The 21,842-nt window shown below is 38.7% G+C and carries 22 protein-coding genes and 3 tRNA genes; 14 read left to right on the forward strand and 11 right to left on the reverse strand.

Annotation, left to right across the window (positions count from 1 at the left end; translation table 11 throughout):
- Positions 1-6: 6 nt before the first annotated feature.
- Together ACO05G_RS05590 and corA are read right to left on the reverse strand one after the other, a co-directional pair.
- Positions 7-528 (reverse strand): mechanosensitive ion channel domain-containing protein, encoded by a 522-nt coding sequence (locus ACO05G_RS05590; protein WP_421765074.1) that lies wholly within the window; start codon positions 526-528, stop codon positions 7-9.
- Positions 529-881: 353 nt separating this feature from the next.
- Entirely contained in the window at positions 882-2,036 is a 1,155-nt protein-coding gene (corA, locus tag ACO05G_RS05595) for a magnesium/cobalt transporter CorA (RefSeq protein ID WP_421765075.1), read from the reverse strand.
- Between the two features lie 119 nt (positions 2,037-2,155).
- Here corA and ACO05G_RS05600 point away from each other — a divergent pair, with 119 nt between their 5' ends.
- Together ACO05G_RS05600 and ACO05G_RS05605 are read left to right on the forward strand one after the other, a co-directional pair.
- Complete coding sequence (locus ACO05G_RS05600; RefSeq protein ID WP_421765076.1) at positions 2,156-2,701, forward strand: hypothetical protein; 546 nt, start codon at positions 2,156-2,158, stop codon at positions 2,699-2,701.
- Positions 2,702-2,757: 56 nt separating this feature from the next.
- The gene (locus tag ACO05G_RS05605) at positions 2,758-3,810 is read left to right on the forward strand and encodes a YceI family protein (RefSeq protein ID WP_421765077.1); all 1,053 of its coding nucleotides are present in this window, start codon (positions 2,758-2,760) and stop codon (positions 3,808-3,810) included.
- 219 nt (positions 3,811-4,029) lie between these two features.
- Here the strand turns inward: ACO05G_RS05605 and ACO05G_RS05610 are convergent.
- Together ACO05G_RS05610 and ACO05G_RS05615 are read right to left on the reverse strand one after the other, a co-directional pair.
- Positions 4,030-4,104 (reverse strand) — tRNA-Val (locus tag ACO05G_RS05610).
- Between the two features lie 436 nt (positions 4,105-4,540).
- A tRNA-Pro gene (locus tag ACO05G_RS05615) sits at positions 4,541-4,615 on the reverse strand.
- 193 nt (positions 4,616-4,808) lie between these two features.
- Between ACO05G_RS05615 and ACO05G_RS05620 the strand changes: the two genes are divergently transcribed.
- From ACO05G_RS05620 to ACO05G_RS05635, 4 genes are read left to right on the forward strand one after another with little or no spacing between them, the layout of a single operon-like run.
- Positions 4,809-5,114 carry a hypothetical protein gene (locus ACO05G_RS05620; protein WP_348284647.1) on the forward strand — a complete coding sequence of 102 codons (306 nt, stop codon included), beginning with the start codon at positions 4,809-4,811 and terminating at the stop codon, positions 5,112-5,114.
- Positions 5,115-5,116: 2 nt separating this feature from the next.
- The gene (locus ACO05G_RS05625) at positions 5,117-5,752 is read left to right on the forward strand and encodes a pyridoxamine 5'-phosphate oxidase family protein (RefSeq protein WP_421765078.1); all 636 of its coding nucleotides are present in this window, start codon (positions 5,117-5,119) and stop codon (positions 5,750-5,752) included.
- A complete protein-coding gene (locus ACO05G_RS05630; RefSeq protein WP_421765079.1) occupies positions 5,733-6,038 on the forward strand; it encodes a GNAT family N-acetyltransferase in 306 nt (101 codons plus the stop codon). The genes ACO05G_RS05625 and ACO05G_RS05630 overlap by 20 nt, the downstream gene beginning before the upstream one ends.
- Before the next feature lie 2 nt (positions 6,039-6,040).
- On the forward strand, positions 6,041-6,463 hold the full coding sequence (locus ACO05G_RS05635; RefSeq protein WP_421765080.1) for a (4Fe-4S)-binding protein: 423 nt from the start codon (positions 6,041-6,043) through the stop codon (positions 6,461-6,463).
- A gap of 6 nt (positions 6,464-6,469) precedes the next feature.
- On the opposite strand, the gene ACO05G_RS05640 is transcribed toward ACO05G_RS05635, so the two are convergent.
- Both ACO05G_RS05640 and ACO05G_RS05645 read right to left on the reverse strand, forming a co-directional pair.
- Positions 6,470-7,489 carry a hypothetical protein gene (locus ACO05G_RS05640; protein ID WP_421765081.1) on the reverse strand — a complete coding sequence of 340 codons (1,020 nt, stop codon included), beginning with the start codon at positions 7,487-7,489 and terminating at the stop codon, positions 6,470-6,472.
- Positions 7,490-7,599: 110 nt separating this feature from the next.
- Positions 7,600-7,673 (reverse strand) — tRNA-Met (locus tag ACO05G_RS05645).
- A gap of 130 nt (positions 7,674-7,803) precedes the next feature.
- Here ACO05G_RS05645 and ACO05G_RS05650 point away from each other — a divergent pair.
- From ACO05G_RS05650 to ACO05G_RS05675, 6 genes are all read left to right on the forward strand, one after another.
- Positions 7,804-8,190, forward strand: a complete 387-nt coding sequence (locus tag ACO05G_RS05650) for an START-like domain-containing protein (RefSeq protein ID WP_348284652.1) — start codon at positions 7,804-7,806, stop codon at positions 8,188-8,190.
- A gap of 49 nt (positions 8,191-8,239) precedes the next feature.
- Positions 8,240-9,931, forward strand: coding sequence for an LptF/LptG family permease (locus ACO05G_RS05655; protein WP_421765082.1), 1,692 nt, complete (start codon positions 8,240-8,242; stop codon positions 9,929-9,931).
- A gap of 35 nt (positions 9,932-9,966) precedes the next feature.
- On the forward strand, positions 9,967-10,236 hold the full coding sequence (gene rpsO / locus ACO05G_RS05660) for a 30S ribosomal protein S15 (RefSeq protein WP_348284654.1): 270 nt from the start codon (positions 9,967-9,969) through the stop codon (positions 10,234-10,236).
- A gap of 83 nt (positions 10,237-10,319) precedes the next feature.
- Entirely contained in the window at positions 10,320-12,479 is a 2,160-nt protein-coding gene (gene pnp / locus ACO05G_RS05665; protein WP_421765083.1) for a polyribonucleotide nucleotidyltransferase, read from the forward strand.
- 106 nt (positions 12,480-12,585) lie between these two features.
- Positions 12,586-13,536 (forward strand): thioredoxin-disulfide reductase, encoded by a 951-nt coding sequence (trxB, locus tag ACO05G_RS05670; RefSeq protein ID WP_421765084.1) that lies wholly within the window; start codon positions 12,586-12,588, stop codon positions 13,534-13,536.
- A 98-nt stretch (positions 13,537-13,634) separates the two neighbouring features.
- The gene (locus ACO05G_RS05675; RefSeq protein WP_421765085.1) at positions 13,635-14,942 is read left to right on the forward strand and encodes an MFS transporter; all 1,308 of its coding nucleotides are present in this window, start codon (positions 13,635-13,637) and stop codon (positions 14,940-14,942) included.
- 76 nt (positions 14,943-15,018) lie between these two features.
- Here the strand turns inward: ACO05G_RS05675 and ACO05G_RS05680 are convergent, their stop codons facing one another.
- Both ACO05G_RS05680 and ACO05G_RS05685 read right to left on the reverse strand, forming a co-directional pair.
- Positions 15,019-15,381 (reverse strand): SdpI family protein, encoded by a 363-nt coding sequence (locus ACO05G_RS05680; RefSeq protein WP_421765086.1) that lies wholly within the window; start codon positions 15,379-15,381, stop codon positions 15,019-15,021.
- A 57-nt stretch (positions 15,382-15,438) separates the two neighbouring features.
- The gene (locus ACO05G_RS05685; RefSeq protein ID WP_421765087.1) at positions 15,439-16,443 is read right to left on the reverse strand and encodes a hypothetical protein; all 1,005 of its coding nucleotides are present in this window, start codon (positions 16,441-16,443) and stop codon (positions 15,439-15,441) included.
- Between the two features lie 81 nt (positions 16,444-16,524).
- On the opposite strand from ACO05G_RS05685, the gene ACO05G_RS05690 reads away from it, so the two are divergent.
- Positions 16,525-17,112 carry a hypothetical protein gene (locus ACO05G_RS05690; protein WP_421765088.1) on the forward strand — a complete coding sequence of 196 codons (588 nt, stop codon included), beginning with the start codon at positions 16,525-16,527 and terminating at the stop codon, positions 17,110-17,112.
- Here the strand turns inward: ACO05G_RS05690 and ACO05G_RS05695 are convergent.
- Positions 17,109-17,876 carry a patatin-like phospholipase family protein gene (locus ACO05G_RS05695; RefSeq protein WP_421765089.1) on the reverse strand — a complete coding sequence of 256 codons (768 nt, stop codon included), beginning with the start codon at positions 17,874-17,876 and terminating at the stop codon, positions 17,109-17,111. The two genes, ACO05G_RS05690 and ACO05G_RS05695, sit on opposite strands and share 4 nt — an antisense overlap.
- Positions 17,877-17,967: 91 nt before the next feature.
- On the opposite strand from ACO05G_RS05695, the gene ACO05G_RS05700 reads away from it, so the two are divergent.
- Positions 17,968-19,137 carry a Pycsar system effector family protein gene (locus tag ACO05G_RS05700; protein ID WP_421765090.1) on the forward strand — a complete coding sequence of 390 codons (1,170 nt, stop codon included), beginning with the start codon at positions 17,968-17,970 and terminating at the stop codon, positions 19,135-19,137.
- A 49-nt stretch (positions 19,138-19,186) separates the two neighbouring features.
- Here the strand turns inward: ACO05G_RS05700 and ACO05G_RS05705 are convergent, their stop codons facing one another.
- Entirely contained in the window at positions 19,187-20,482 is a 1,296-nt protein-coding gene (locus ACO05G_RS05705) for an amidohydrolase family protein (protein WP_348284663.1), read from the reverse strand.
- 6 nt (positions 20,483-20,488) lie between these two features.
- Positions 20,489-21,841 carry an amidohydrolase gene (locus ACO05G_RS05710; RefSeq protein WP_421765091.1) on the reverse strand — a complete coding sequence of 451 codons (1,353 nt, stop codon included), beginning with the start codon at positions 21,839-21,841 and terminating at the stop codon, positions 20,489-20,491.
- Position 21,842 lies beyond the last annotated feature (1 nt).

The following is a 21,842-nucleotide window of genomic DNA, read 5'->3' on the forward strand; positions in this document are numbered from 1 at the left end:
ATACCATTATTTTGGTTTTTTCACCTTAACGATCTGCTGGAAAAACACATTGTTTGGTACTGTGAATACGCCATCTTTATCCTGGAGTTTCGTGTAGATCAATCCAATATCAATGACTTTTCCTGTCACATCTTTCTCAACAAGTACCAATGTATCTGTGATTTTAAATGGGTTGATTGTATAGATGATAATACCGGCAACTATGTTGCTGAGTATACTCCAGATGGCAAAGAATCCTATTGCTATTACACCAAGAATACTCCCAATTGAAACCCATAGATTGTTCAGATCCCCACCCCAAATGATTACAAGAAGTAGGATCATAAAAGTATATAGTGCTCCCATGATTATTCGCTTAGTTGCCGCGGTACGATTTGGATCATAAGAGAATTTATCGGCAAGCTTACGTAAGCTCTTTTTAATCAGCCACCTTGATGCAATGAATAGAATGATAATTACAATCGTTATGGCAACTTGTGCGAAGTAGGTTGAGTCCAGCTTTTCCAACAATTCTGTTAGGTTGTTCATACGGTAAAGTTAGGGGTATGAACAACAATGAATCAAATGAGAAAATAAAAAAAGGCTGCTCAAAAATTGAACAACCTTTCTGAAAGCAGAATTTACTGCTTGACTAAGTAAAATTCTAAAATTAGCCGAAGAGGATATTTACTACTAATAATGATAAGGCTAATCCTGTTGTGCATATCACAAAACCTTTATTGATAATCTCTTTTTGCTTGATAGTTAATGTAAATAGAGCCATGGTGGTATTTTTTTTGATTGGTTATGAGTATGAAATAAGACATAAAAAATACCACCTGCAATTTTGTTCGTTAAAGCAGTACAGAGTTTAGATAATCGTGTGGATTTTAAAGATTAGCCTATAACCAATCTTTACGTTTGAAGTAGATCACCATACCGATGAAAATCGCAATCATTACTCCCCAGATAATAAAATAGCCATTTCTGTACTGAAGTTCAGGCATGTATTCGAAGTTCATGCCATAGATTCCGGCTATAAAAGTGAGAGGAATGAATATAGTTGCTACCGTTGTTAGAACCTTCATTGTTTCGTTCATCTTTTGACTCAGAGAGGCATAATAGATATTGGTAAGGCTCTCTAAAGATCTAGCGGTTGAGTCAACTTCCTCAAGCGCATTGGCACAGCTCATCTTGAGGTCATTTATATATTTAACATTGGGCTTTTGAAAGAAAGAAGTACGATTATTAAGAATATAATTAACTGACTCCATAAAAGGTGTTAACGATTTTTTTATCAGGTCAGCTCTTTTTTTACTTTTCTCCAGCTCATACAATGTCTCTTTTTTAGGATTATTGTACACATCTTGTTCCAACTCGACGATATCTTCATTGATATCTTCAATGGTCTCAAAATAATTATCAAGGATCGCGTCTAGCAGCTGGATAAGTAGATAGTCGGAAGTTCTTTTCCGGACAAAACCGATCCCCTCTCTTATTTTTAATCTTATATCATCAAAGTGATCGCTTTCTTTCTCCTGAAAAGAGACTACATAGTTTTTTCCAAGCACAAAAGAGAGTTGCTCTACATCGAGCTGATCGTGTTCATCCAACAAAATAGATTTGATGTTAAAGAAGAGGTAATTATCAAATTCCTCAACTTTAGGTCGCTGTGTTGTATCTAATAGTTGCCTCACAGATAGTCTGTCCATATTCATGGTATTTGCGAGATCCTGGATCAATTCTACCTCATGGAGACCATGGATGTTGAGCCAATGAATATGTGAATCTTTAGGGTTAACCATAGGGTTGAAATCCTTTTCATTCGACTCAGTAATTTCTTTTTCATTAAATGTGAAGAGTTGAACTTTAACCTCTTCAAGCTTCTTCTCACCAATAAAAGTAATCTCGGCTTTACCCTTTGATTTGGCTTTAAGATCGGCGTACATATTTATCGGGGTAAGGGTTAGCTCTGTTAAGGTTTTTAATCCTGTAAACAACAGTTTATCCGGACGTACCAGATCGATAGGATTAATCTTTTTAAGCTTCTTTCTCATAGGTCCAAATTACAGTATTTAAGGTCTAATTGAAAGAATACTACGTTGACCAACTTTTAGAATTATTAATGAAACATTGAATAATAATTGAGGTTAATAATCAGGAGAATCAAACAGGAATGAGTGAAAAAGAAATAGTACAAGAGCGGCTAATGGAAAAGCAACGCATGATAAATGCGGGAAGACATATGACAAAGCTTTTCATTGTTACCAGCTCGCTCATTTTTATAACTTTGATGGTGGTTTGGGCACTTCAGAATTTACCCAACATCATCATCCCTACTATTTACGAGGTAGCAACCTGGTTCATATTAGTGAGTAGTGCGTTGGTTGTGATGAGTCAACTTAAAATAAGAGAAGATGACATAGAAAAGGCCTTTCGCTTTGCGGGTTTAGGATTGTTTTTTGGTTTACTTTTTTCAGTTCTTCAGGTGATCGGCTGGCAAGAACTTCTTGATTCCAACCTGTCTTTTCGTAACATTTTATTCCCCTTCGCACTAATTCATTTTCTCCATGTAAGTGTTGGGCTTATTTTATTGGCTTCTGTATTTAGGAAAATTAGAGAATATAGAGTTCATTCAAAATCTAGACAATATGCCTACAATGTTTTCACTTTTTGGCATTTCCTTGGAGGGGTTTGGGTTTTATTCAATCTCATTGCTTAGGTATTTGATTTGATAAACGGTAGTGATTTTAAGGTGTCGATTTTTTAAATTAAGGGATGATTCCATCTCAGGTAAATTACTGTTTCCTGCTCATATTAACCTTAATTCAATTCTCGTGCAATGAGAAAAAAGAGACGCCTAATAATCCCTTAGTATCTAAATTTTATGATTTCGAAGAGCTAATAGGTAAAGATTACCTCATTGATGATCAGCATTCATACTTAGGATTTAAGATTAAATACTTTGGATATAGTCCAGTAAGAGGAAGATTCAATGAATTTGATGGAACCGTATTTTATGATACTTCAAATATTACTTCTCTTAGCACCACTCTCTTCATTGACATAAAAAGTATAAATACTGGAAATGATCGTAGGGATAATGATCTCAAAAGCGAAGGAACATGGTTTGATGTCGCACATTATCCATATGCAATTTTCAGAAGTAGGCAGGTTGTAAAACTTGAAAATGGTGGATTTGAATTGGTAGGTGATCTAACAATCAAGGATTCTACCAAAGCCGTTGCTTTCAAATTTGAAAAACCCACACGAATTTCTCGCGATTGGGCCAAAAATGAGCAAATTGATTTTGAAGGAACGGCGATAATTAATCGACAGGATTTTGGTGTTTATGGAGGGGATTTTTGGAGTTCTATTATGGAGAATGGACTCACTCAGCTCTCAGACGAGGTTGAATTGGAATTAAATATTCATTGCAGAAGGGCAGACTACTTCGCGAGGTATGAAGATATGGATAGTACGGATATCAGAAAGCTAATACTTGAAGAAATACAAGTCAATGGTTTTGATAAAGGGATGGAAATGATCTTGGAATCCTATAGTAAGGAAGAGGTTTCTCTGTCTGGTTTATCAACAATAGGGTACACATTAAATACCTGGAAAATGCATGCTGATGCAATCGAAATCTTTAACTTAAAAATGCAACTCGGGGGTGAAAGCAAAGTAGTTTTTAATCAACTAGCAGTTAGTCATTTATCAGCCGGTAATAACACGCTAGCGAAAGAGTTTTTCTTAAAATCTCTAGAAATTGATTCAGTGAATTCACGATCCTCTGAGTATTTAAGGTTGATGAATTCTAGTCGAAACTAAATACTTCTTAGTTGATATGCGTAGCAAGTAGCGAAAATGCATTAACGTTTGGATACTTCTAGTTTTTTAGGTCAGGGACCAATCAATAGTGGTATTTATGAGATAATGGGATATACCGGATTCGACCGGGTGGCGTTCCACCGGGCTGGCGTTCTACCGGACTGGCGTACCAGCCAGTGACCTCACCAATTGATTATAGCATTAAATTTTTTGAGATTGTGGGATATACTGGATTCGAACCAGTGACCTCTTGCCTGTCAAGCAAGCGCTCTAAACCAACTGAGCTAATACCCCATGCTGCTAAAATAAAATAAATTGTTTCAAACCAGTGAAAAACTATTGAAAACACCAGAAAACACAAAAAAAGCCTCCATATTCAACATATGAAGGCTTGATATTGTCGGGGTAGTAGGATTCGAACGCGCACGGCCAGTGCTACGACCCGTCGTAGGTTTGATTTTACGAACACAAAAAAAGCCTCCATATTCAACATATGAAGGCTTGATATTGTCGGGGTAGTAGGATTCGAACGCGCACGGCCAGTGCTACGACCCGTCGTAGGTTTGATTTTACGAACACAAAAAAAGCCTCCATATTCAACATATGAAGGCTTGATATTGTCGGGGTAGTAGGATTCGAACGCGCACGGCCAGTGCTACGACCCGTCGTAGGTTTGATTTTACGAACACAAAAAAAGCCTCCATATTCAACATATGAAGGCTTGATATTGTCGGGGTAGTAGGATTCGAACCTACGACCCCCTGCTCCCAAAGCAGGTACGCTAACCGGACTGCGCTATACCCCGATCATTAAATTATCATCAGAAGATGATGTCCGTCTCAAAAACGGAACGCAAATGTAGAAATTCATTATTTATTTACCAGCATGCATTTCAATTTTTTCATAGAAAAAATGTTGAAATTCATTTCTTGACTTTTTAGCCCCTTTTTCAAGCTTTCATTACTTTTATAACATATTCAATCATTAAAACATATTATATGAAAAAGATTAAATACTTAGCGTTTGTATGTGTTTTGGGTTTTAGCTCTTTCACTTCCTCAGCGAATGAGACAGATCCAAAGAATGACGTAGACCCTCAGGAAAAAGTAGAGCAGTTAGAAAATCGTTTGCAGGAAATCTGGCAAATGGATTTGAATGACATGGATAAGGAAGAGAAGACTGTGTTAAAGATGGAAGTGAAGGATATTAAAAAAGAACTTAAGCAGGCTGGTCTGGATAGTAAAGTTTCCATTTCAGTTGGAGCCATCATTATCATTCTGTTGCTGCTTATTTTGCTTACTTAAATATGTCCAACACAAAACCTTCAAGGTACCCAAGCAGAGGTACTGAGGATAAAAAGACCTTGCATCAAATTATTGATGAAGGTCTTTTTTGTACAGTTGCATTTATGCGAGAAGGGATACCTCACCAAATCCCAACAGGGTTTGCACGCATAGAAAATGATATCTACATACATGCATCATCAAAGAGTAGATTTATTGAAGGTATCATTGGGCAGCAAGTGAGTTTTTCAATTACACATTTAGATGCACTGGTTTTATCCCCAACTGCTTTCGATCATTCTTTTAATTATCGATCTGTAATCGGCTTTTCAGAAGTCGAAGAAATTACTGATCCTAAGGAAAAGCTTAAGTTCTTTAATCTTTTTACAGATAGATATATCCCTGGAAGAATTGATGACATTGGCGAGCCCACTGAAGAACAAGTCAATATTACCAAGATTGCTAGGTTGTCTTTGGATAATGCTGCTGCAAAAATTCGTGTAGGAGATGTCAATGTGAAAATGGAAAGTGGAGCCCCCTGGTGTGGTATTATACCATTAGAACAAAAGTATGGCTCGCCTCAAATGGATGAGCAGTTGAGTGAAAGAAAACTACCTGATTATTTAAAGGATTTAGTGGATGGATCTGGCAAGCCTTAAGACAGTTGATAACCCTAATAAGAATCAATTCGAATTATCCATAGATGGGAAAGTAGCTTTTATTGCCTATAAAGTAGGGAAAACCAATGACTTGTATATGGTACACACAGAAGTACCCGATGATTTGGAAGGCAAAGGCGTTGGCCATAAATTAGTAAGGGAGTCTTTGGAAATCATAGAGGCTCGTAATTGCAAAATTGTTCCGCTTTGTCCTTTTGTAAGGTCTTTTATACAGGATCATGGGTCAGATTATGAGCATTTATTGTCTGAAAGAGCTAAATTGTAATTATGGCAGAAAAAGTAAAAGAATATGAGAGTGATGATCTTTCGGTCGTTTGGAAACCGGAAAAATGTATTCACTCAGAAAAGTGTTTTAAAGGACTTTCGGAAGTATTTAATCCCAATGAGCGCCCCTGGGTCAATGTCAGTGGTGCAGATGACAAGACAATCAAGGAGCAAATCGATAAATGTCCATCAGGAGCACTCGCCTATAAATTGAAAAATGGTCAGGATGTAACCGACGAAATTGAAGATGAGCAAATTGTTGAAGTTGCTAAAGGGGGTCCATTAATGGTATATGGAAACATTAAAGTCAAGCACCATGATGGATCGGAGACCTCAAAACATCGAGTCACTGCTTTCTGCAGGTGCGGAGCATCATCTAACAAACCCTATTGCGACGGAAGTCACAAGAATATTGACTTTGAGTAGCTACCATCAATGATCTATTGAAGAAAGACGATCTGGTAAATAATCATGCGGAAGCCAATGTGTCACTCGCTCTACATTGGCCCAGTATCCAAAGTCCTGTAGGCCAGCATTCTTTGCATTTCCCAGTTCATCGATCAAAATAGGGGAATTGCATTTTAAATATGATACTTGTCCGCTTTCGTTGGAAACGGCATCACTCCCAAAACTGTTTATATCTGATTCTTTCAAATAGATAACCTTAATATATCCATCAAAGTCTAAGGTCCACTTATCATTCTCGCGCTTACCTAGGTTTTTGGTTTTAATAGCTTTTTTGGTGAGGAAAGAATTGGTTTGCTTGTCGAATACACATTCGAAGACCCTAAACCCTTCCTTTCTGGAAATATTATTTTGCACAGAGAAGAGAAAATGCCTTAAAGATCCTTCAAAAGTCTTTTCTCTATTGGACTTATAGTCACCATCTAACTCCTTAAAAAAGGCTTTTCCATTGTAAGTAGAAATTGATCCCTTGTTAGAAAATGATTCTAAGGCAAAATTTATTTGATATCCCGTATACTGATTCTCAATCCTAATAAGAGAATTAGCAGTGGCTATTAAGCCTCCTGACACATGCTGGAAATCAATTACCCAAGGGTTGATAATTTCAACTTTTTTAATAATTGATGATCGCCCGAAAAGTTCACGATTGAACTTTTTAAGATCCTTTTTCCATTGTCTATCTCGACTTCCTGAGACTTCTATATCCTTCAAAAACCTCGACCTTTCTTTCAGGTGGATAGGACCATCAACTGAGCTCAGCTTTACAATTTTGTCCTCAAACGAAACATGAGTGATTAATAGGTATTCAACTAAAGATGATTGATTGATTGAGAAATTCCCTTTGTCATCTGATACCCATCCTTTTCCAGAATTGATCGCCTGGATATTAGCTGAAGTAATGGGCGTGCGATCCTTCCCTGATAGTACAGTTAAGGTCAATTGTGCATCTACCAGACCTGTGGAAATAAATGCAATGAATAATAGCATTGCTCTCATCTGGTAAATAACGATAATTAAAGGATGTTTGGTTGTTTTTTTAGTAGGTAAAACAATTTCCCGTAACAAAAAAAGCTCTCAAGATTGAGAGCTTTTAAGTGTAGCGAGAGGGAGATTTGAACTCCCGACCTCCGGGTTATGAATCCGACGCTCTAACCAACTGAGCTACCTCGCCATTTCTTACTTTTATCAGAACTTTAGACCATGTCCTTCAAAAAGGAACGCAAATCTATAAAAGATTTCTTTTCTGCCATGGGCTTGTTGGAATAGATTTTTTTTTTACCTTATCAAAAATTTGACAGCTTATGGCAAAGAATAAATATGTCGGGGAGTTCGAATTCAATGCATCGAAGAAGATGCTCTACCCATATTTCAGCACGGCATCAGGATTAGCGCAGTGGTTTGCTGATGATGTGAATATCAATAATGAGGATAAAGTATATACGTTTATCTGGGATGGAGATGAAACGAAAGCCAAGCTGACCTCAAATAGAACTAATCACCATGTTCGATTTGATGTAGTGGATGAGGATGATGATGACAACAATTTTTTCGAATTCAAAATCGAAATGAATGAGCTCACCCAGTCCGTGTATGTAAGAATCACGGACTACTCAGACATGGATGATGAAGAGGCAAACGAACTTTGGGAAACTTTAATTCATGATCTGAAAGAGATCGTAGGAGGATAACTCTGGTACCTTTCTTGCTTAACTCCAATTTTCTAATTTTGCCCCTTCTATGAGAAAGTTGGATGTGTTAATGCTCAAATCTTTTGTTGGACCTTTGGTGCTAACCACTGCTGTTGCCAACTTCATCTTACTTATTCAGTATCTATTAAAATATTTTGATGATTTTGTAGGGAAGAACCTGGGGTTCACAGTCTTTGCTGAGCTTCTTTTTTATTTCTCCTTGAACATGCTTCAGATAGCATTACCCCTTGGAGTACTACTGGCATCACTGATGGCTTTTGGAAATCTTGGAGAAAACTTTGAGCTGACAGCAATCAAGAGTTCAGGTATATCCTTATTACGCGTACTTAGACCTATCTTCTTATTTGTCTTTGTCTTGTCGATTGGCGCTTTCTTTTTCAATAATTATACCATACCAGCTGCTAATCTGAAAGCATACAGTCTTTTATATGATATCAAACATACCAAACCGGCACTGGACATAAAGGCAGGGTCTTTTTATAATGGTATACCTAATTACAGTATTAAGGCAAAGGAAAAATTACCTGATGGAAAAACATTGCTGGATGTTATTATTTACGATCACATATCAGGAAGAGGTAATAAGACAGTTATACTAGCTGATTCTTGCCGAATGTATCCAATATTAGATGATCGCTATTTAAAGCTGGAATTATACCGGGGGCACTATTATTCGGAAGAACCTGACGCTGAAAGTAATATTGATAGATTTTACAGGACCGAATACGGAAGAATGGATATGGTTTTCAGTCTGGCTTCTTTCGACTTAAAGCGAAGGAAAGAAGAACTATTCCAAAACAATCGTCAGATGAAAAACATAAGTGAACTTACTTATGATATTGATTCATTTAAAATCATGAAACTTAAACAGAAGGCTAATTTCATTCAGACCACCAGTAGGTATTTTGACTTCCACATGAAAAATAAAGGAACAATTCTCCGGAAGGGAATGGTGGTGAAGGATTCTGTAGACACTATTGAAAATCTAAATTCAGTAGAAGCATCCATGTTTCCCCTGAATATATTCAAGCAACAAAAGCCTTTAAGTCAAAAAAGAATCGAAAAGCTTGATTCCCTAATTAAGGAGGATGACGAAACTCCGAATGAACTTCCTCAGCAGCGTGTAATTGAAGATGTCTTGATTACAGATTTGGATATTCTGGAAGCGAAAAGGTATGCATCAAAGCTTGCTGCTACCAATATTGACACACTTGGCTGGGCATACCTTGAGAAAATTTTGTTGGCTAAAAATAAATATCAAAAACCCATTGTTTCTGAGGCACTGAATAAATCACGAAATATTAAAGTCAATTTAAACTCAGCGAAGACACGAATGTATCAAACACGTAAAGATCTCAGTCTTTACACCATTGAAATGCAAAAGAAATATGCGCTGGCTTTAGCGTGTATCCTGATGTTTTTAATAGGAGCACCACTAGGAGCAATCATTAAAAAGGGTGGTTTAGGTGTCCCAACCATCTTAGCCATATTCTTTTTTATCATTTATTATTTATTTACCAGCATCGGTGAGAAGCAGGCCAAGGAGGGTGCCATGGATCCATATATTGCCGCCTGGATGTCTGACGCCATACTTTTACCCTTTGGTTTGTTCTTTTTAAGGCAAGCCAGAATAGATGCTCGCATATTTGAGGTGGACGCATATTTGGTATGGATAGAAAAGCTTAAAAGGAGATTTGCTCGGAATGATAACAAAGCGTAAATTTGCGCTTCAAATAAAAGAGATAGAATTTTAGAATGTATCTAGCAAAAGAAAAAAAGGAAGAAATTTTTAAAGAGCATGGGAAGTCAGCAGAAGACACAGGGTCTCCTGAATCTCAAATTGCGTTATTCACACACAGAATTAACCACTTGACTGACCACCTGAAAACTCAAAAGAAAGACCATGCATCCAGATTAGGTCTTTTAAGATTGGTAGGTAAGAGAAGAAGATTACTTGATTACTTGCACAAAAATGATATCGAAAGATACCGTAGCATCATTGCGAAGCTAAAAATCAGAAAATAAAAAATTAAGGGGAATCAAATTTCTGATTCCCTTTTTTTATTGTAAACCCTTAGGGCAAAACGTGTCCTAATTATCAATTTATTATGAATGTAATTACAAAAACTTTCCAATTATCGGACGGCAGGGAAGTATCCATTGAAACAGGAAAACTTGCGAAGCAAGCAAATGGGTCTGTCGTGGTGAGCATGGGAAAAGCCAAACTCTTGGCAACAGTGGTTTCATCTAAGGAAGCCAAAGAAGGAGTGGATTTTTTACCACTTTCAGTAGATTATCAAGAAAAATTTGCAGCTGCAGGAAAAATACCTGGCGGCTTTTTAAAGAGAGAGTCAAGACTCTCTGATTATGAGGTATTAATATGCCGATTAGTAGATCGTGCACTTCGACCGTTATTTCCATCAGATTATCACGCAGATACACAGGTATTTATCCAGCTTATTTCAGCTGATAGTGATGTGATGCCAGACTCGCTTGCTGCTTTAGCAGCGTCTGCTGCAATATCTGTATCAGATATTCCATTTGGCGGACCTATTTCTGAAGTACGAGTGGCTAAAGTAGATGGAGAATACAAAGTAAATCCTACTCCGGAAGAAATGGGTCGAGCGTCTCTTGATTTGATTGTTGCAGGAACATCTGACAACATCATGATGGTAGAGGGAGAGTGTAAGGAAGTAGATGAGTCTGAGATGCTTGAAGGCATCAAAAAGGCACACGAAGAAATCAAAGTGCAGTGTGCTATTCAGGAAGAATTAGCTAAAGAAGTAGGAGCTACTGAAAAACGTGAGTATGATCACGAACCAAAAGATGAGGAACTAAAAGCATCTATGCATAAGGCAGTTTACCAAAAGCTGTATGATGTAGCTGCTAAAAAGAATCCTAATAAATCAGAAAGAAAAGAAGCTTTCAAAGCAGTATACGAAGAGTACATCGGACAATTCTCTGAGGAGCAATTAGAGGAGATGAACGATTTCTTGCTTGGAAAATATTTCCATGACGTTGAAAAAGAAGCCATAAGAAATTTTGTTCTTGATTCTCAAGAGCGAATTGATGGTAGAAAGCCGGATGAAATCAGACCTATATGGTCTGAAGCGGACTATCTTCCTTCAGCGCACGGGTCAGCTGTATTTACAAGAGGTGAAACCCAATCTTTGACATCAGTAACGCTTGGAACTAAGCTTGATGAGCAAATGATTGACGGAGCGATGTTCTCAGGATTTAATAAGTTCATCCTTCATTACAATTTCCCGGGTTTCTCTACTGGTGAAGTAAGACCAAATAGAGGTCCAGGTAGGAGAGAGGTAGGCCATGGCAACCTTGCCATGAGAGCATTGAAGCCAATGATCCCAACTGAAGATGAAGGAAACCCCTATACAATTAGGATTGTTTCTGATATCCTTGAATCAAATGGTTCATCATCGATGGCTACTGTTTGTGCAGGTACATTAGCGCTGATGGATGCCGGGATCAAATTGAAAAAGCCAGTTTCAGGTATCGCAATGGGAATGATTTCCGATAGTGATTCTGGGAAATATGCGATTTTATCAGATATCCTAGGTGATGAAGATCACTTGGGAGATATGGACTTTAAAGTAACGGGTACCACCGACGGTATCACGGCTTGTCAAATGGACATCAAGGTAGATGGACTTTCTTATGATGTGCTAGCTGAAGCGTTAGCTCAGGCAAAAAAAGGAAGACTTCACATTCTTGGTGAAATGGCTAAGACGATTACTGAACCAAGAACGGAACTTAAGTCTCATGCACCGCGAATGGAGCAATTGAGAATAGACAGAGAGTTGATTGGAGCAGTGATAGGACCTGGAGGAAAAATCATCCAGGAGATTCAAAAAGAATCAGGTGCTACTGTTAATATAGAGGAAGATGATAAAGGCGGTAAGGTCAGCATCTTTGCTGTAGATGGAGATTCCTTGAACAATGCACTTGCACGAATTAAAGCGATTGTTCAACAACCTGAGGTTGGTGAAGTGTATGATGGAAAAGTTAAGTCTATCATGCCATTTGGAGCATTTGTAGAGTTCCTTCCTGGAAAAGACGGATTGTTGCACATCTCTGAGATCAAGTGGGAACGGGTAGAAAATGTGGCTGATGTCATGGAAGAAGGTGAGGAAATCAAAGTCAAATTGATTGATATTGATAAACGTACAGGTAAATTTAAACTTTCCAGAAAAGTCCTTTTACCTCGCCCTCCAAAGGAAGAGAAGCCAGTGGAAAAGACTGAAGAGTAATCTTCAGGACACTTTATGATTTTATTTGCCCTTAAGGGCACAAAAGCTAATAAGATGGTGTTCTGATCAGGACACCATTTTTTTGTTAAAGAAGAACATAAATAACATGCCAACAGAAAGAGTTAAAGTACTAATCATAGGTTCAGGCCCTGCAGGTTTCACAGCAGCGGTATACGCTGCTCGAGCAGGAATGAAACCTGTTTTATATCAAGGTGGTCAGCCTGGTGGCCAGCTTACCATTACTAACGATGTTGAAAACTATCCCGGATATCCGGACGGAGTGATGGGACCTCAGATGATGGTCGACTTCCAAAAGCAAGCGGAGCGATTTGGGACAGATGTGAGAAGCGGAATGGTCACAGCAGTTGACTTTAGTGGATGGCCGCATAAGGTAACTGTTGATGAGAGGACAGAGATTGAAGCGGAATCCGTAATTATTTCTACTGGTGCTTCAGCAAAATGGCTTGGATTGGAAAGTGAGCAGAGATTAAATGGTAAGGGAGTTTCCGCATGTGCCGTTTGTGATGGATTTTTCTTCAGAGGTCAGGACGTTGTGATTGTGGGAGCCGGAGATACTGCAGCTGAGGAAGCTAGTTATCTCTCCAAAATTGTAAACAAAGTTTATATGTTGGTAAGAAGGGAAGAAATGAGGGCTTCTAAGATCATGCAGCAGCGTGTGAAAAATGCACCAAACATCGAAATTCTCTGGAACACAGAAACCAAAGAAGTGCTGGGTGACGAAGAAGTGAATGGAGTTAAGGTGCTCAATAACAAGACCGGAGAAGAACGTGTATTAGAGGCACAGGGTTTCTTTGTAGCTATTGGTCATAAGCCAAATACTGACATTTTTAAAGGTTGGTTAGATATGGATGATCAAGGATACATCAAAACTGTTCCGGGGACTTCTAAGACCAATATCCCCGGTGTATTTGCAACAGGCGATGCACAAGACAAAATTTACCGTCAAGCGGTCACTGCTGCCGGTAGTGGTTGTATGGGCGCACTTGATGCCGAGAAATGGATTGCAGAAAAAGAAGTAGAGCTTCAAGAAGTTTAAAGATCTTGTAAGCCTTAATAGGAAAGTGGAAAGCCGGGCGTAAGCCTGGCTTTTTTTATTTATAATGAACATCATCAGGTTCATGAGGTTAATAATGCATGGCTGAAACATCTGAAGGTATAAGCGAAAAAGTTTATGAGTTTCTCGTAGAAGACGGGGAGGAGAGGGCTTGCGATGCAATATCAGATGAAGCGTGTGTTGAAACTCCAGGGAATTTTCTTTTAATTGGACTCAATGGTTTCTGTACAAAACTTGCCGAACAAGTTGCCAGTCCTGAGCTAATTATCCCGTATATCTTTTCGATTATTGGTGTGTCACCTTTTTACTCAGGTCTTTTGGTCCCGGTAAAAAATACTGGGTCATTGCTACCTCAGTTGATGGTATCTGCAAAAATTAGAGCATTTAAAATCAGAAAATATTTTTGGGCAGCTGCGGGCTTTTTTCAGGGAGTAATGTTGCTATTAATGACACTTACTTTTACTCACCTTGAGAACAACGTTGGGTTGATTATCGTGTTTTTGCTGCTCTTGTTCAGCATGGCGAGCGGGGTTGGTTCTATCGCTTTTAAGGATGTATTGGGGAAGACTATTCCTAAAGGAAAGCGAGGCAGACTTTTATCTTTTAGAGCAACTGGTGGAGGTTTTCTCACGGTTATTGCCGGCTTATTTCTTTATTTTTTTATTGATAAAAATAGCTCAGTAGATTCATTTTCTAGTCTTTTCATTGTAGCCGGTATATTATGGATTTTGTCAGCATTACTGTTTGCCTTCATAAATGAAAATCCGGGAGCTACCTCTGGAGGCAGGTCTCCGATAGATGAAGTAAAGAAGGGGTGGTCTTTACTAAAGACAGATAACAACTTTCTTAATTTTTTAATTACCCGTTCATTATTACTCGCTATTCCGCTTGTTCAGCCTTTTCTTATCGTATTTGCAACGGAGCGGTTAGATATAAAGCTGTCAGGCTTAGGCCTTTTCGTGATTGCGGCCGGAGTTTCAAATACTATTAGCAGCCCTTTTTGGGGTAAGTTTTCTGATAAGAGCAGTAAAAAAGTAATGATCGTAAGTGCAATATTTGCCTCTTTGATTTGTGCGTATGTACTGATATTCGATTTTTTACCTAAGGACTTTCAAACGATATATGCGTATGGTCCCGTCTTCTTTTTAATTATCATGGCTTATGGAGGAGCGAGGATGGCAAGGAAGACCTATTTGGTTGATTACGCTCCTGCGGATGAGAGACCCTTATATGTTTCCGTTGCTAATACCTTCATGGGAATAATTACTCTACTCTCAGGAATTTTAAGTTTGGTAGCAGGATTTTTTGGAGTGAAAATCATGATTGCCACACTGATGTCTCTCATGTTAATTTCCACCTTCTTTGCACGTAAGCTCAAAGAAATCTAGTGGTGCTATTTTAGATTGGTTTTATTTTCAGTGCCAAAGATTAAGATAGCTACCAGAGAAATTAATAACCTTTTGTTTAGGCCGGATCTGGTTTTTTTCCTTCAGAGTCAAAATTCTCTTTTAAGAATCTCTCCACTACAAAAAGTGTTGAGACCAATAGAAGACTCATTATTACACAAGCTATAAGTAGTGCCGTAGCAGGTTCAAATAAATAATAGAGAATAACCTGAGAAACAGTGGTAATTATTGCAACCCACATCATTAAGTCCGCAGAATACCTATTGGAAGCCTCCCATGCTTCCTGAGACTTCATAGATCGTTTCGTTCTGTAACCATATGCCCAATTGATTTTTTTAGGAGGGAATACTTTAAATAGTAGCGAGAGGATAAGCAATAGAGGACCAATAGCTAGGTTGACTATAATCATCGTTGAACTCATGCATTAAATTTACTAAATCAATGCTATTATTTCGGTTTGCAGACGGTGTTGATAAGATCAACTCTTTGGAAGGATTATTAGACCAGCAGTCCCTGCTGCGATGTAAAGATCATTCGATCCAACAGCTATTGAGGTAGGAATACTTTCATTCGTTATCAACGTTTCACTATTGATGATTGCTGGATTATCTAAATCAGTTAGATCGACTCTAACGAGAGTAGGGGTACCGTCTTGGTAACCGATAATGTATGCAGTGTCTTGACTGACAGCTACAGAAATAGCGCTTATGCCGATATCAATATTTGTGGAGGATCCGAAAACAAATTCCTCAATTAGACGGATAATGGTCAGACCACCTCCATGGGCCACTATCAAATTATCATTATGGAGAGCTGTTTGTATCGGAAAACCAACAGGAGTAGTTAGCCCCTCTGTTAAACCTGCATCAGCAATTCCAAGTTCGGAGATGACCGAGGGTATTTCAAGTTCATCTCCAATGTATAGTGACATTACTCCAAATCGATCAATATCCAGACCGATCCCAAAATCCGCTGAGATGAATGCTACCTGGCCATTGCTTGATAGAATTACATCGGGATGTCCTCGATCTCGTCCAAAAGAAATAGGACCTTGAATATCTCCACTAGAAGAATATGTGAATCTATTGAGAAATGTGGTTCCTCCGGATACAACCAGATTACCGTTAGATGCAGAAATTCCATTAAACGGACCTCCCTCAACAATAACAGGATCTGATACCAGGCTTGTTTCGTCACCATCAAATGAAAAAACAGCCATATAGTCTCTTCCCCTGGAGTCTAACACGAAAATTAAATCTCCATCTACATCAAAATCATCGATACTATTCATTCCTTGTGGAGGAAATATTTGCGCCAGCACCTCTCCTGAAATTTCGTCTGATATGATCAATCCGCCCTCACCATAGGCCACCATTAGCAAGTTGTTAAAAACCTTAACAACTCCAGGAGTGTGATTGGGAACATCGTGGTTTTCCGAACAGCTGAGGAGCAGAATGAATGCAATCAGAAAATAATTTCGCATAGATCAAATATATTGGTATATCATTTAATTGATTGTCAGGTGTCTGACTTGCCTGATTAATTTACATGTATACATTTGAGTATGAAGAAGATCGTAATTGGAATTTTGCTTTGCGTTTTCATCGCTAGCAATAGCATAGCTCAAGGGCTATCTTCGATAGGTATGAGTTTTAATAAGCTTGATAAGGAAGACGCTTTAATCATTTCGCCATCTGTTAAATCAAACTTCAAGAACCATACATGGAGTGTAGGTCCCACACTGTTGTTTTCGTTTGGTGATCAATTAGAAGAGAGAGAGTCGCTGAAACTTACAGGTATATCTATTGGCTATGAAAATTTCCCAAATGGACGAAATTCAAAGTGGAACTTGTTTCATTCATTTGACTTCATCGCACAACGGATAAAAGATGAACAAGCATCGCAGTTTTTTGATACTGGCAGTAACTCATTTGTTGATAATGAAATTGTTCAGGTTGATAATAATATCCTCTTAAGCGCTAATGCTGGTGTTCTTTGGAATTTAGGTGAAAAACTTAGCCTTTCTCAAACCATTGGAATTGGAGCGAATATAATATTTAGGGATACAAAATCAGATTTTGATCAATTCAACGATACCTTTTTAAATCAGCAATGGTCGTTGCAAACAGGATTGAGGTATAAAATTAATTAAAGGTTGATTTCCATATTTTTAGTGTGCTCATATCCAATATCGTAGATTTCTTTAGCGTGCTTTGTATCCATGATGTCGTAATCACATAAGTCCAACGGCTCTATAAAAACATCACAATTACTTTTTAATTCACTTGTGCTGGGATTTACCGCCAGCTGAAACATTCTTGCGGACACCTGAATCAAACTTTTGAGTTCTTTTATTTCCTGAATCGGACTTATGCTTACTCCAATCACTTTTTTGCATTGCTTTCTTAGTACTTTGACAGGTACATTGTCGAATATGCCTCCGTCAGAATAGAGTTTACCATTGATGTCGACAGGGCTAAATAAAACAGGTATAGAAGCTGACGCCTGAACAATGGTCGCAAGCGGTCCTTCACACATATATTCCGGTTTGCCATCCAGCATGTTACTAACACAGATAATCAACGGAATTTCCAAGTCTTCCATCTTTTTAGTAGGAATCTTCTTAAGCAACTTAGACTTCATCTTTGCCGAGCTTAAAAGACCTGTTTTTGGAATGTTTAATCCCGATATTCCAGTGAAGTTGTAATCCTTAATAGCCTCGAAAGCTTTTTCCGGGGTATGCCCTGAAGCAATAAAAGCTCCGGCAATTGCTCCGGCACTTACACCTGAAATAATATCCGGCTTGATATCTCTCTCGTACAAGGCCTGTAGAATACCAAGGTGGGCAAATCCGCGAGCACCTCCACCACCAAGTGCAATACCTAATTCATACTTTTTATCTTCTTTATCTGACATATCTGCAAAATAGAAATTGCATTGGACAAAATGGAATTTGTAAATTAAAAATTCTAAATCATTATGCGGACTTCTTTGTTACCATTGAGACATGAACCAGAAGCAGGAAATTCTAAAAAAAGCAGAATCTTATATTCAGGATATTTTTTCCAGTTATGATGAAATACTCCCCTTTCATAACATTCGTCATATAGAAGAGGTAGTCGAGGTTGCTTCAGAGTTAGGGAAAGCTTCCGATTTGGATGGAGAAGAATTAGAAGTTTTGCTTTTAGTTGTCTGGTTTTATTTTTCTGGATTTCCTAAGGAACCTAAAAAATTTATATCACATAGTAAGGCTTATTTGGAGGATTTCTGTGATGAAAATGGATACACACATAAGGAAGAGGTATTGCTTCTTTTAGTGGAAGATCAGACCTCTAATAGCTCGAAACAGGCAAAGCTCTTGCACGACTCACTTATTTCATACAAAGGAAGGAAGCGGTTTTTTAGAAAGGCTGAATTGATGAGATTGGAGCGAAAAAGTCTTTTCAACCAGGCATACACCGAATATGACTGGGAGCAGCGGATGTTTATGATGTTGGTGAAATGTGTTTTTCTGACGGACGCTGCAAAGGAAGCTTATAGAAAAAGGCGAATAAAGAATATTTCCAAACAGAGATCGAGAGCCAATAAAGCCTTCAAGTTAACGACCAGAAAAAAAACGGGGAAAGAGTTTGGTAGAGGTATTGACACGCTATATAGAGCCAACTACAATAATCAAATTAGCTTGAGCTCGATTGCAGATGGTAAAGCCAATATGATGATTAGCATAAATACCATTATTCTTTCTGTGATCGTGACGCTATCCGGCGCGGGATTTACCATGAGTGGCACCTTTTTAGTTGATCATCTGCGATTTACAGTCCCTGTTTTCATCCTGTTGATAGGTTCACTCATTTCGGTAGTTTTTGCAGTAATTTCAGCACGACCAAAGGTGACGAATCAGGAGTTAGATATGGAAATGGTCGAAAAAAATAAGTCCAGCCTTTTATTCTTTGGCAACTATCTTCAAATCCCGCTTCAAGATTATGTTGGACACTTAAGTGACTTAAAAGAGAGCCAGCAGAAGCTATATGATAGCATGTCTGTCGATATGTACTTCTTGGGTAAGGTGCTTCAAACTAAATACAAATGGCTCACCTGGTCATACAATGCGTTTATGATCGCACTTATACTCTGTGTGGTTTCTTTCACTTTTATTTTCTTCTATACCAACGCATAAAAAAAGCCCCTTGAATTCAAGAGGCTTAATTATTTATGTTATGTAGGGCCTATTTCTCTACGCCAGGAGCCCTGTTTAGGTATTCCTCATAGAGTTGAGTATGCCTACTTACCATAGGAATATTCCATCCGTCAATAAAGACATATTTAATTTGAGTACGTGTCTCAAACGGATCTCCACTGGCAACAAATAAGTTTGCTACTTTTCCTTTTTCAATCGATCCGTACATATCGGAAACTCCGAATATTTCCGCAGGAACTATGGTGATAGCCTTTAATGCTTCTTCTTTACCCATCCCATACGCAGCAGCAAAACCTGCATGAAACGGAAGGTTTCTCACATTTTCAACCTCGTTCGTTCTTATGGCTACTTTAACGCCAGCTTTTTGCATTGCTCCGGCATTTGCATAAGGTCGATCATATCGATCGTAGCTTCTGGTCGGGTTGCTAAGTACCGGACCTGTAACCACAGGAATTTTGGATTCAGCTATTTCTTCAGCGACTCTCCATCCTTCAGATACACCACAAAGAATTGCATCTGCTCCTTTTTCCTCAATCCATTTTAAAGCAGCTTTGATGTCATTTGCAGCATTCACATTCACAAGCAGTTTCATTTCACCTCTAACGACAGGCATCAATGCTTCCATCTCAGGGTAATAAGGTTGATCCTTTCCACCGGTAGCCGAATCAATCTTGTGATACTGGATTGCTTTCGCCCAAACATCGTTTAGCTTTTTGAGGTTCTTCTCAGCCGCTTTCTTGATATCCTCTTCTGACCTTCTGTCCCATCGACCTCTTCTTCCGGTAGCAGGAAAGTTCATTACTACTCCCTTGAATCCGGCAAACATTTGATCCGGTGTATATCCATGAAGATTGATTAAGGCAGCTGTTCCGGGGAACAATCCTCCTGAAGGCATTGTCAGCGCAGTTGTAACTCCATTCACTCTTGTTACAGGATGAATGGTTGAGCTAGGATTTACAGCTGTTAAAGCCTGAATATGAGGAATTACGTCCCCAATTTCACTGTTATCACGTGTCCTGGGATCGGAGCTTACCTCTACCAAACCAATTTGTGTTCCACCATCGATCATGCCTGGATAGATTGTCATCCCAGAGCAGTCAATTGTTTTTGCCCCCTGAGGAATAGAAACATTAGTTCCAACCTCAGCAATCTTGCCATCAGATATGATCAATGTCCCATTTTGAATGGTTCCATTCGTAATTGTTTCAATCGTCGCATTAGTTAATGCAAACGTTCCGCTCTCAGCACTCGGAATTTGTCCAAAAACAAGTCCGGTTGTCAGAATTAGTGCGAGTATTAATATATTTTTTATGTTCTTTATCATGATACCTTATTTATCAGTGAACAAAAATTCAGTATTCTGCATGCATCGGTCATGATCCTCTGCTTGCCAATGAGTCACATCAATTTTCTCCTCCGGATCCGGATAGATTCTCATGTCATCAGCATCATTCTCTCTATCGAATCGGACAATCCCATCAACAATAGTCATCATTGGAATTGCATAAATAGAAAGTGGGTGATTGTTGAATATCGCCACATCACCTTCTTTGCCTTCTTCCAGCGAACCTACTCGATCTGCAATGCCTAATTGTTTTGCCGGGTTGATGGTTATTAATGAAAGAGCTTCATCGTCTGTCAGACCACCATATTTCTGCGACTTTGCAGCTTCATGATACAAGTGACGAATTAACTCTCCTGAATCAGAATTAATAGAAGTCGTCACTCCATTCTTCGTAAGAATAGCTGCATTGTACGCGGTACTGTAATAGACTTCAAATTTATAAGCCCACCAGTCAGCAAAGATTGATGCACCGGCTCCCCATTTAGCTAGTTCAGGAGCTACCTTGAAGCCTTCGTTTACATGTTGAAAAACTAACTTATCTATACCAAAATCCTCACATACCTGCATCAGCATATAGATTTCATCTGCACGATAGGAGTGACAGTGAATAATGATGTTGCCTTTTAGAATATCAGCAAGTGTTTCCATTCGAAGGTCATAAGCTGGAGCCTTTCCCTTGAATCCTTTTTTGCCTTTTCCTGCATTGTATGAATCCCATGCTTCCATGTATTCTTTTGCTTGCTGAAAAGAACTTCTGATTACGTGCTCAACACCCATTCTGGTGCGAGGTAAGATTCCATTACCACCTCCATGAACTCGTGTTGGATTTTCTCCAAGGGCAAATTTGATGGTGCGAGGTGCACCGGCCATTCGCATTTTGTCAGGATCAATTTCTCCATATCGGAATTTCACTGTTTCACATTGCCCGCCTATAGCATTGGCTGAGCCGTGCATAGAGTGAGCAGCTGTGACACCACCAGCAAGGGCTTGATAAATTCCAACATCTAATGGGTCTAAAGCATCACCTACCCATACTTCTGCGGTTACAGGATTAGTAGCTTCATTTACTGCATCCAATGCCAGGTGCGAGTGTGCATCAATGATTCCGGGCATCACATACATCCCATTAGCATCAATGGTCTTTGCTCCACTTGGAGCGCTAAGTCCTTTTCCTATTTTGGAAATTTTTCCGTCTCGGATCAGGACATCCGTATTTTCAAGTGTGCCATTCGTAACCGTGAGTACGGTTCCATTTTTAATAAGCACACTGCCTTTTTCCTGTGCCATGACAAACGTGGCAGACAGGAGTAGGGCTATGATTATATTTATTTTCTTCATT

It is taken from the genome of Ekhidna sp. (genome assembly GCF_965227465.1).
In the GTDB taxonomy this organism is placed as follows: domain Bacteria; phylum Bacteroidota; class Bacteroidia; order Cytophagales; family Cyclobacteriaceae; genus Ekhidna.

What these genes read in the sequence shown, in the direction of transcription:
- ACO05G_RS05605 (WP_421765077.1), top strand. Translation starts at nt 2,758, where the DNA reads ATGATTCCATCTCAGGTAAATTACTGTTTCCTGCTCATATTAACCTTA.
- ACO05G_RS05625 (WP_421765078.1), top strand. Translation starts at nt 5,117, where the DNA reads ATGTCCAACACAAAACCTTCAAGGTACCCAAGCAGAGGTACTGAGGAT.
- ACO05G_RS05685 (WP_421765087.1), bottom strand. Translation starts at nt 16,443, where the DNA reads ATGCGAAATTATTTTCTGATTGCATTCATTCTGCTCCTCAGCTGTTCG.
- ACO05G_RS05635 (WP_421765080.1), top strand. Translation starts at nt 6,041, where the DNA reads ATGGCAGAAAAAGTAAAAGAATATGAGAGTGATGATCTTTCGGTCGTT.
- ACO05G_RS05700 (WP_421765090.1), top strand. Translation starts at nt 17,968, where the DNA reads ATGAACCAGAAGCAGGAAATTCTAAAAAAAGCAGAATCTTATATTCAG.
- ACO05G_RS05710 (WP_421765091.1), bottom strand. Translation starts at nt 21,841, where the DNA reads ATGAAGAAAATAAATATAATCATAGCCCTACTCCTGTCTGCCACGTTT.
- rpsO (WP_348284654.1), top strand. Translation starts at nt 9,967, where the DNA reads ATGTATCTAGCAAAAGAAAAAAAGGAAGAAATTTTTAAAGAGCATGGG.
- ACO05G_RS05590 (WP_421765074.1), bottom strand. Translation starts at nt 528, where the DNA reads ATGAACAACCTAACAGAATTGTTGGAAAAGCTGGACTCAACCTACTTC.
- ACO05G_RS05690 (WP_421765088.1), top strand. Translation starts at nt 16,525, where the DNA reads ATGAAGAAGATCGTAATTGGAATTTTGCTTTGCGTTTTCATCGCTAGC.
- ACO05G_RS05705 (WP_348284663.1), bottom strand. Translation starts at nt 20,482, where the DNA reads ATGATAAAGAACATAAAAAATATATTAATACTCGCACTAATTCTGACA.
- ACO05G_RS05640 (WP_421765081.1), bottom strand. Translation starts at nt 7,489, where the DNA reads ATGCTATTATTCATTGCATTTATTTCCACAGGTCTGGTAGATGCACAA.
- ACO05G_RS05630 (WP_421765079.1), top strand. Translation starts at nt 5,733, where the DNA reads ATGGATCTGGCAAGCCTTAAGACAGTTGATAACCCTAATAAGAATCAA.
- pnp (WP_421765083.1), top strand. Translation starts at nt 10,320, where the DNA reads ATGAATGTAATTACAAAAACTTTCCAATTATCGGACGGCAGGGAAGTA.
- ACO05G_RS05620 (WP_348284647.1), top strand. Translation starts at nt 4,809, where the DNA reads ATGAAAAAGATTAAATACTTAGCGTTTGTATGTGTTTTGGGTTTTAGC.
- trxB (WP_421765084.1), top strand. Translation starts at nt 12,586, where the DNA reads ATGCCAACAGAAAGAGTTAAAGTACTAATCATAGGTTCAGGCCCTGCA.
- ACO05G_RS05655 (WP_421765082.1), top strand. Translation starts at nt 8,240, where the DNA reads ATGAGAAAGTTGGATGTGTTAATGCTCAAATCTTTTGTTGGACCTTTG.
- corA (WP_421765075.1), bottom strand. Translation starts at nt 2,036, where the DNA reads ATGAGAAAGAAGCTTAAAAAGATTAATCCTATCGATCTGGTACGTCCG.
- ACO05G_RS05675 (WP_421765085.1), top strand. Translation starts at nt 13,635, where the DNA reads ATGGCTGAAACATCTGAAGGTATAAGCGAAAAAGTTTATGAGTTTCTC.
- ACO05G_RS05680 (WP_421765086.1), bottom strand. Translation starts at nt 15,381, where the DNA reads ATGAGTTCAACGATGATTATAGTCAACCTAGCTATTGGTCCTCTATTG.
- ACO05G_RS05695 (WP_421765089.1), bottom strand. Translation starts at nt 17,876, where the DNA reads ATGTCAGATAAAGAAGATAAAAAGTATGAATTAGGTATTGCACTTGGT.
- ACO05G_RS05650 (WP_348284652.1), top strand. Translation starts at nt 7,804, where the DNA reads ATGGCAAAGAATAAATATGTCGGGGAGTTCGAATTCAATGCATCGAAG.
- ACO05G_RS05600 (WP_421765076.1), top strand. Translation starts at nt 2,156, where the DNA reads ATGAGTGAAAAAGAAATAGTACAAGAGCGGCTAATGGAAAAGCAACGC.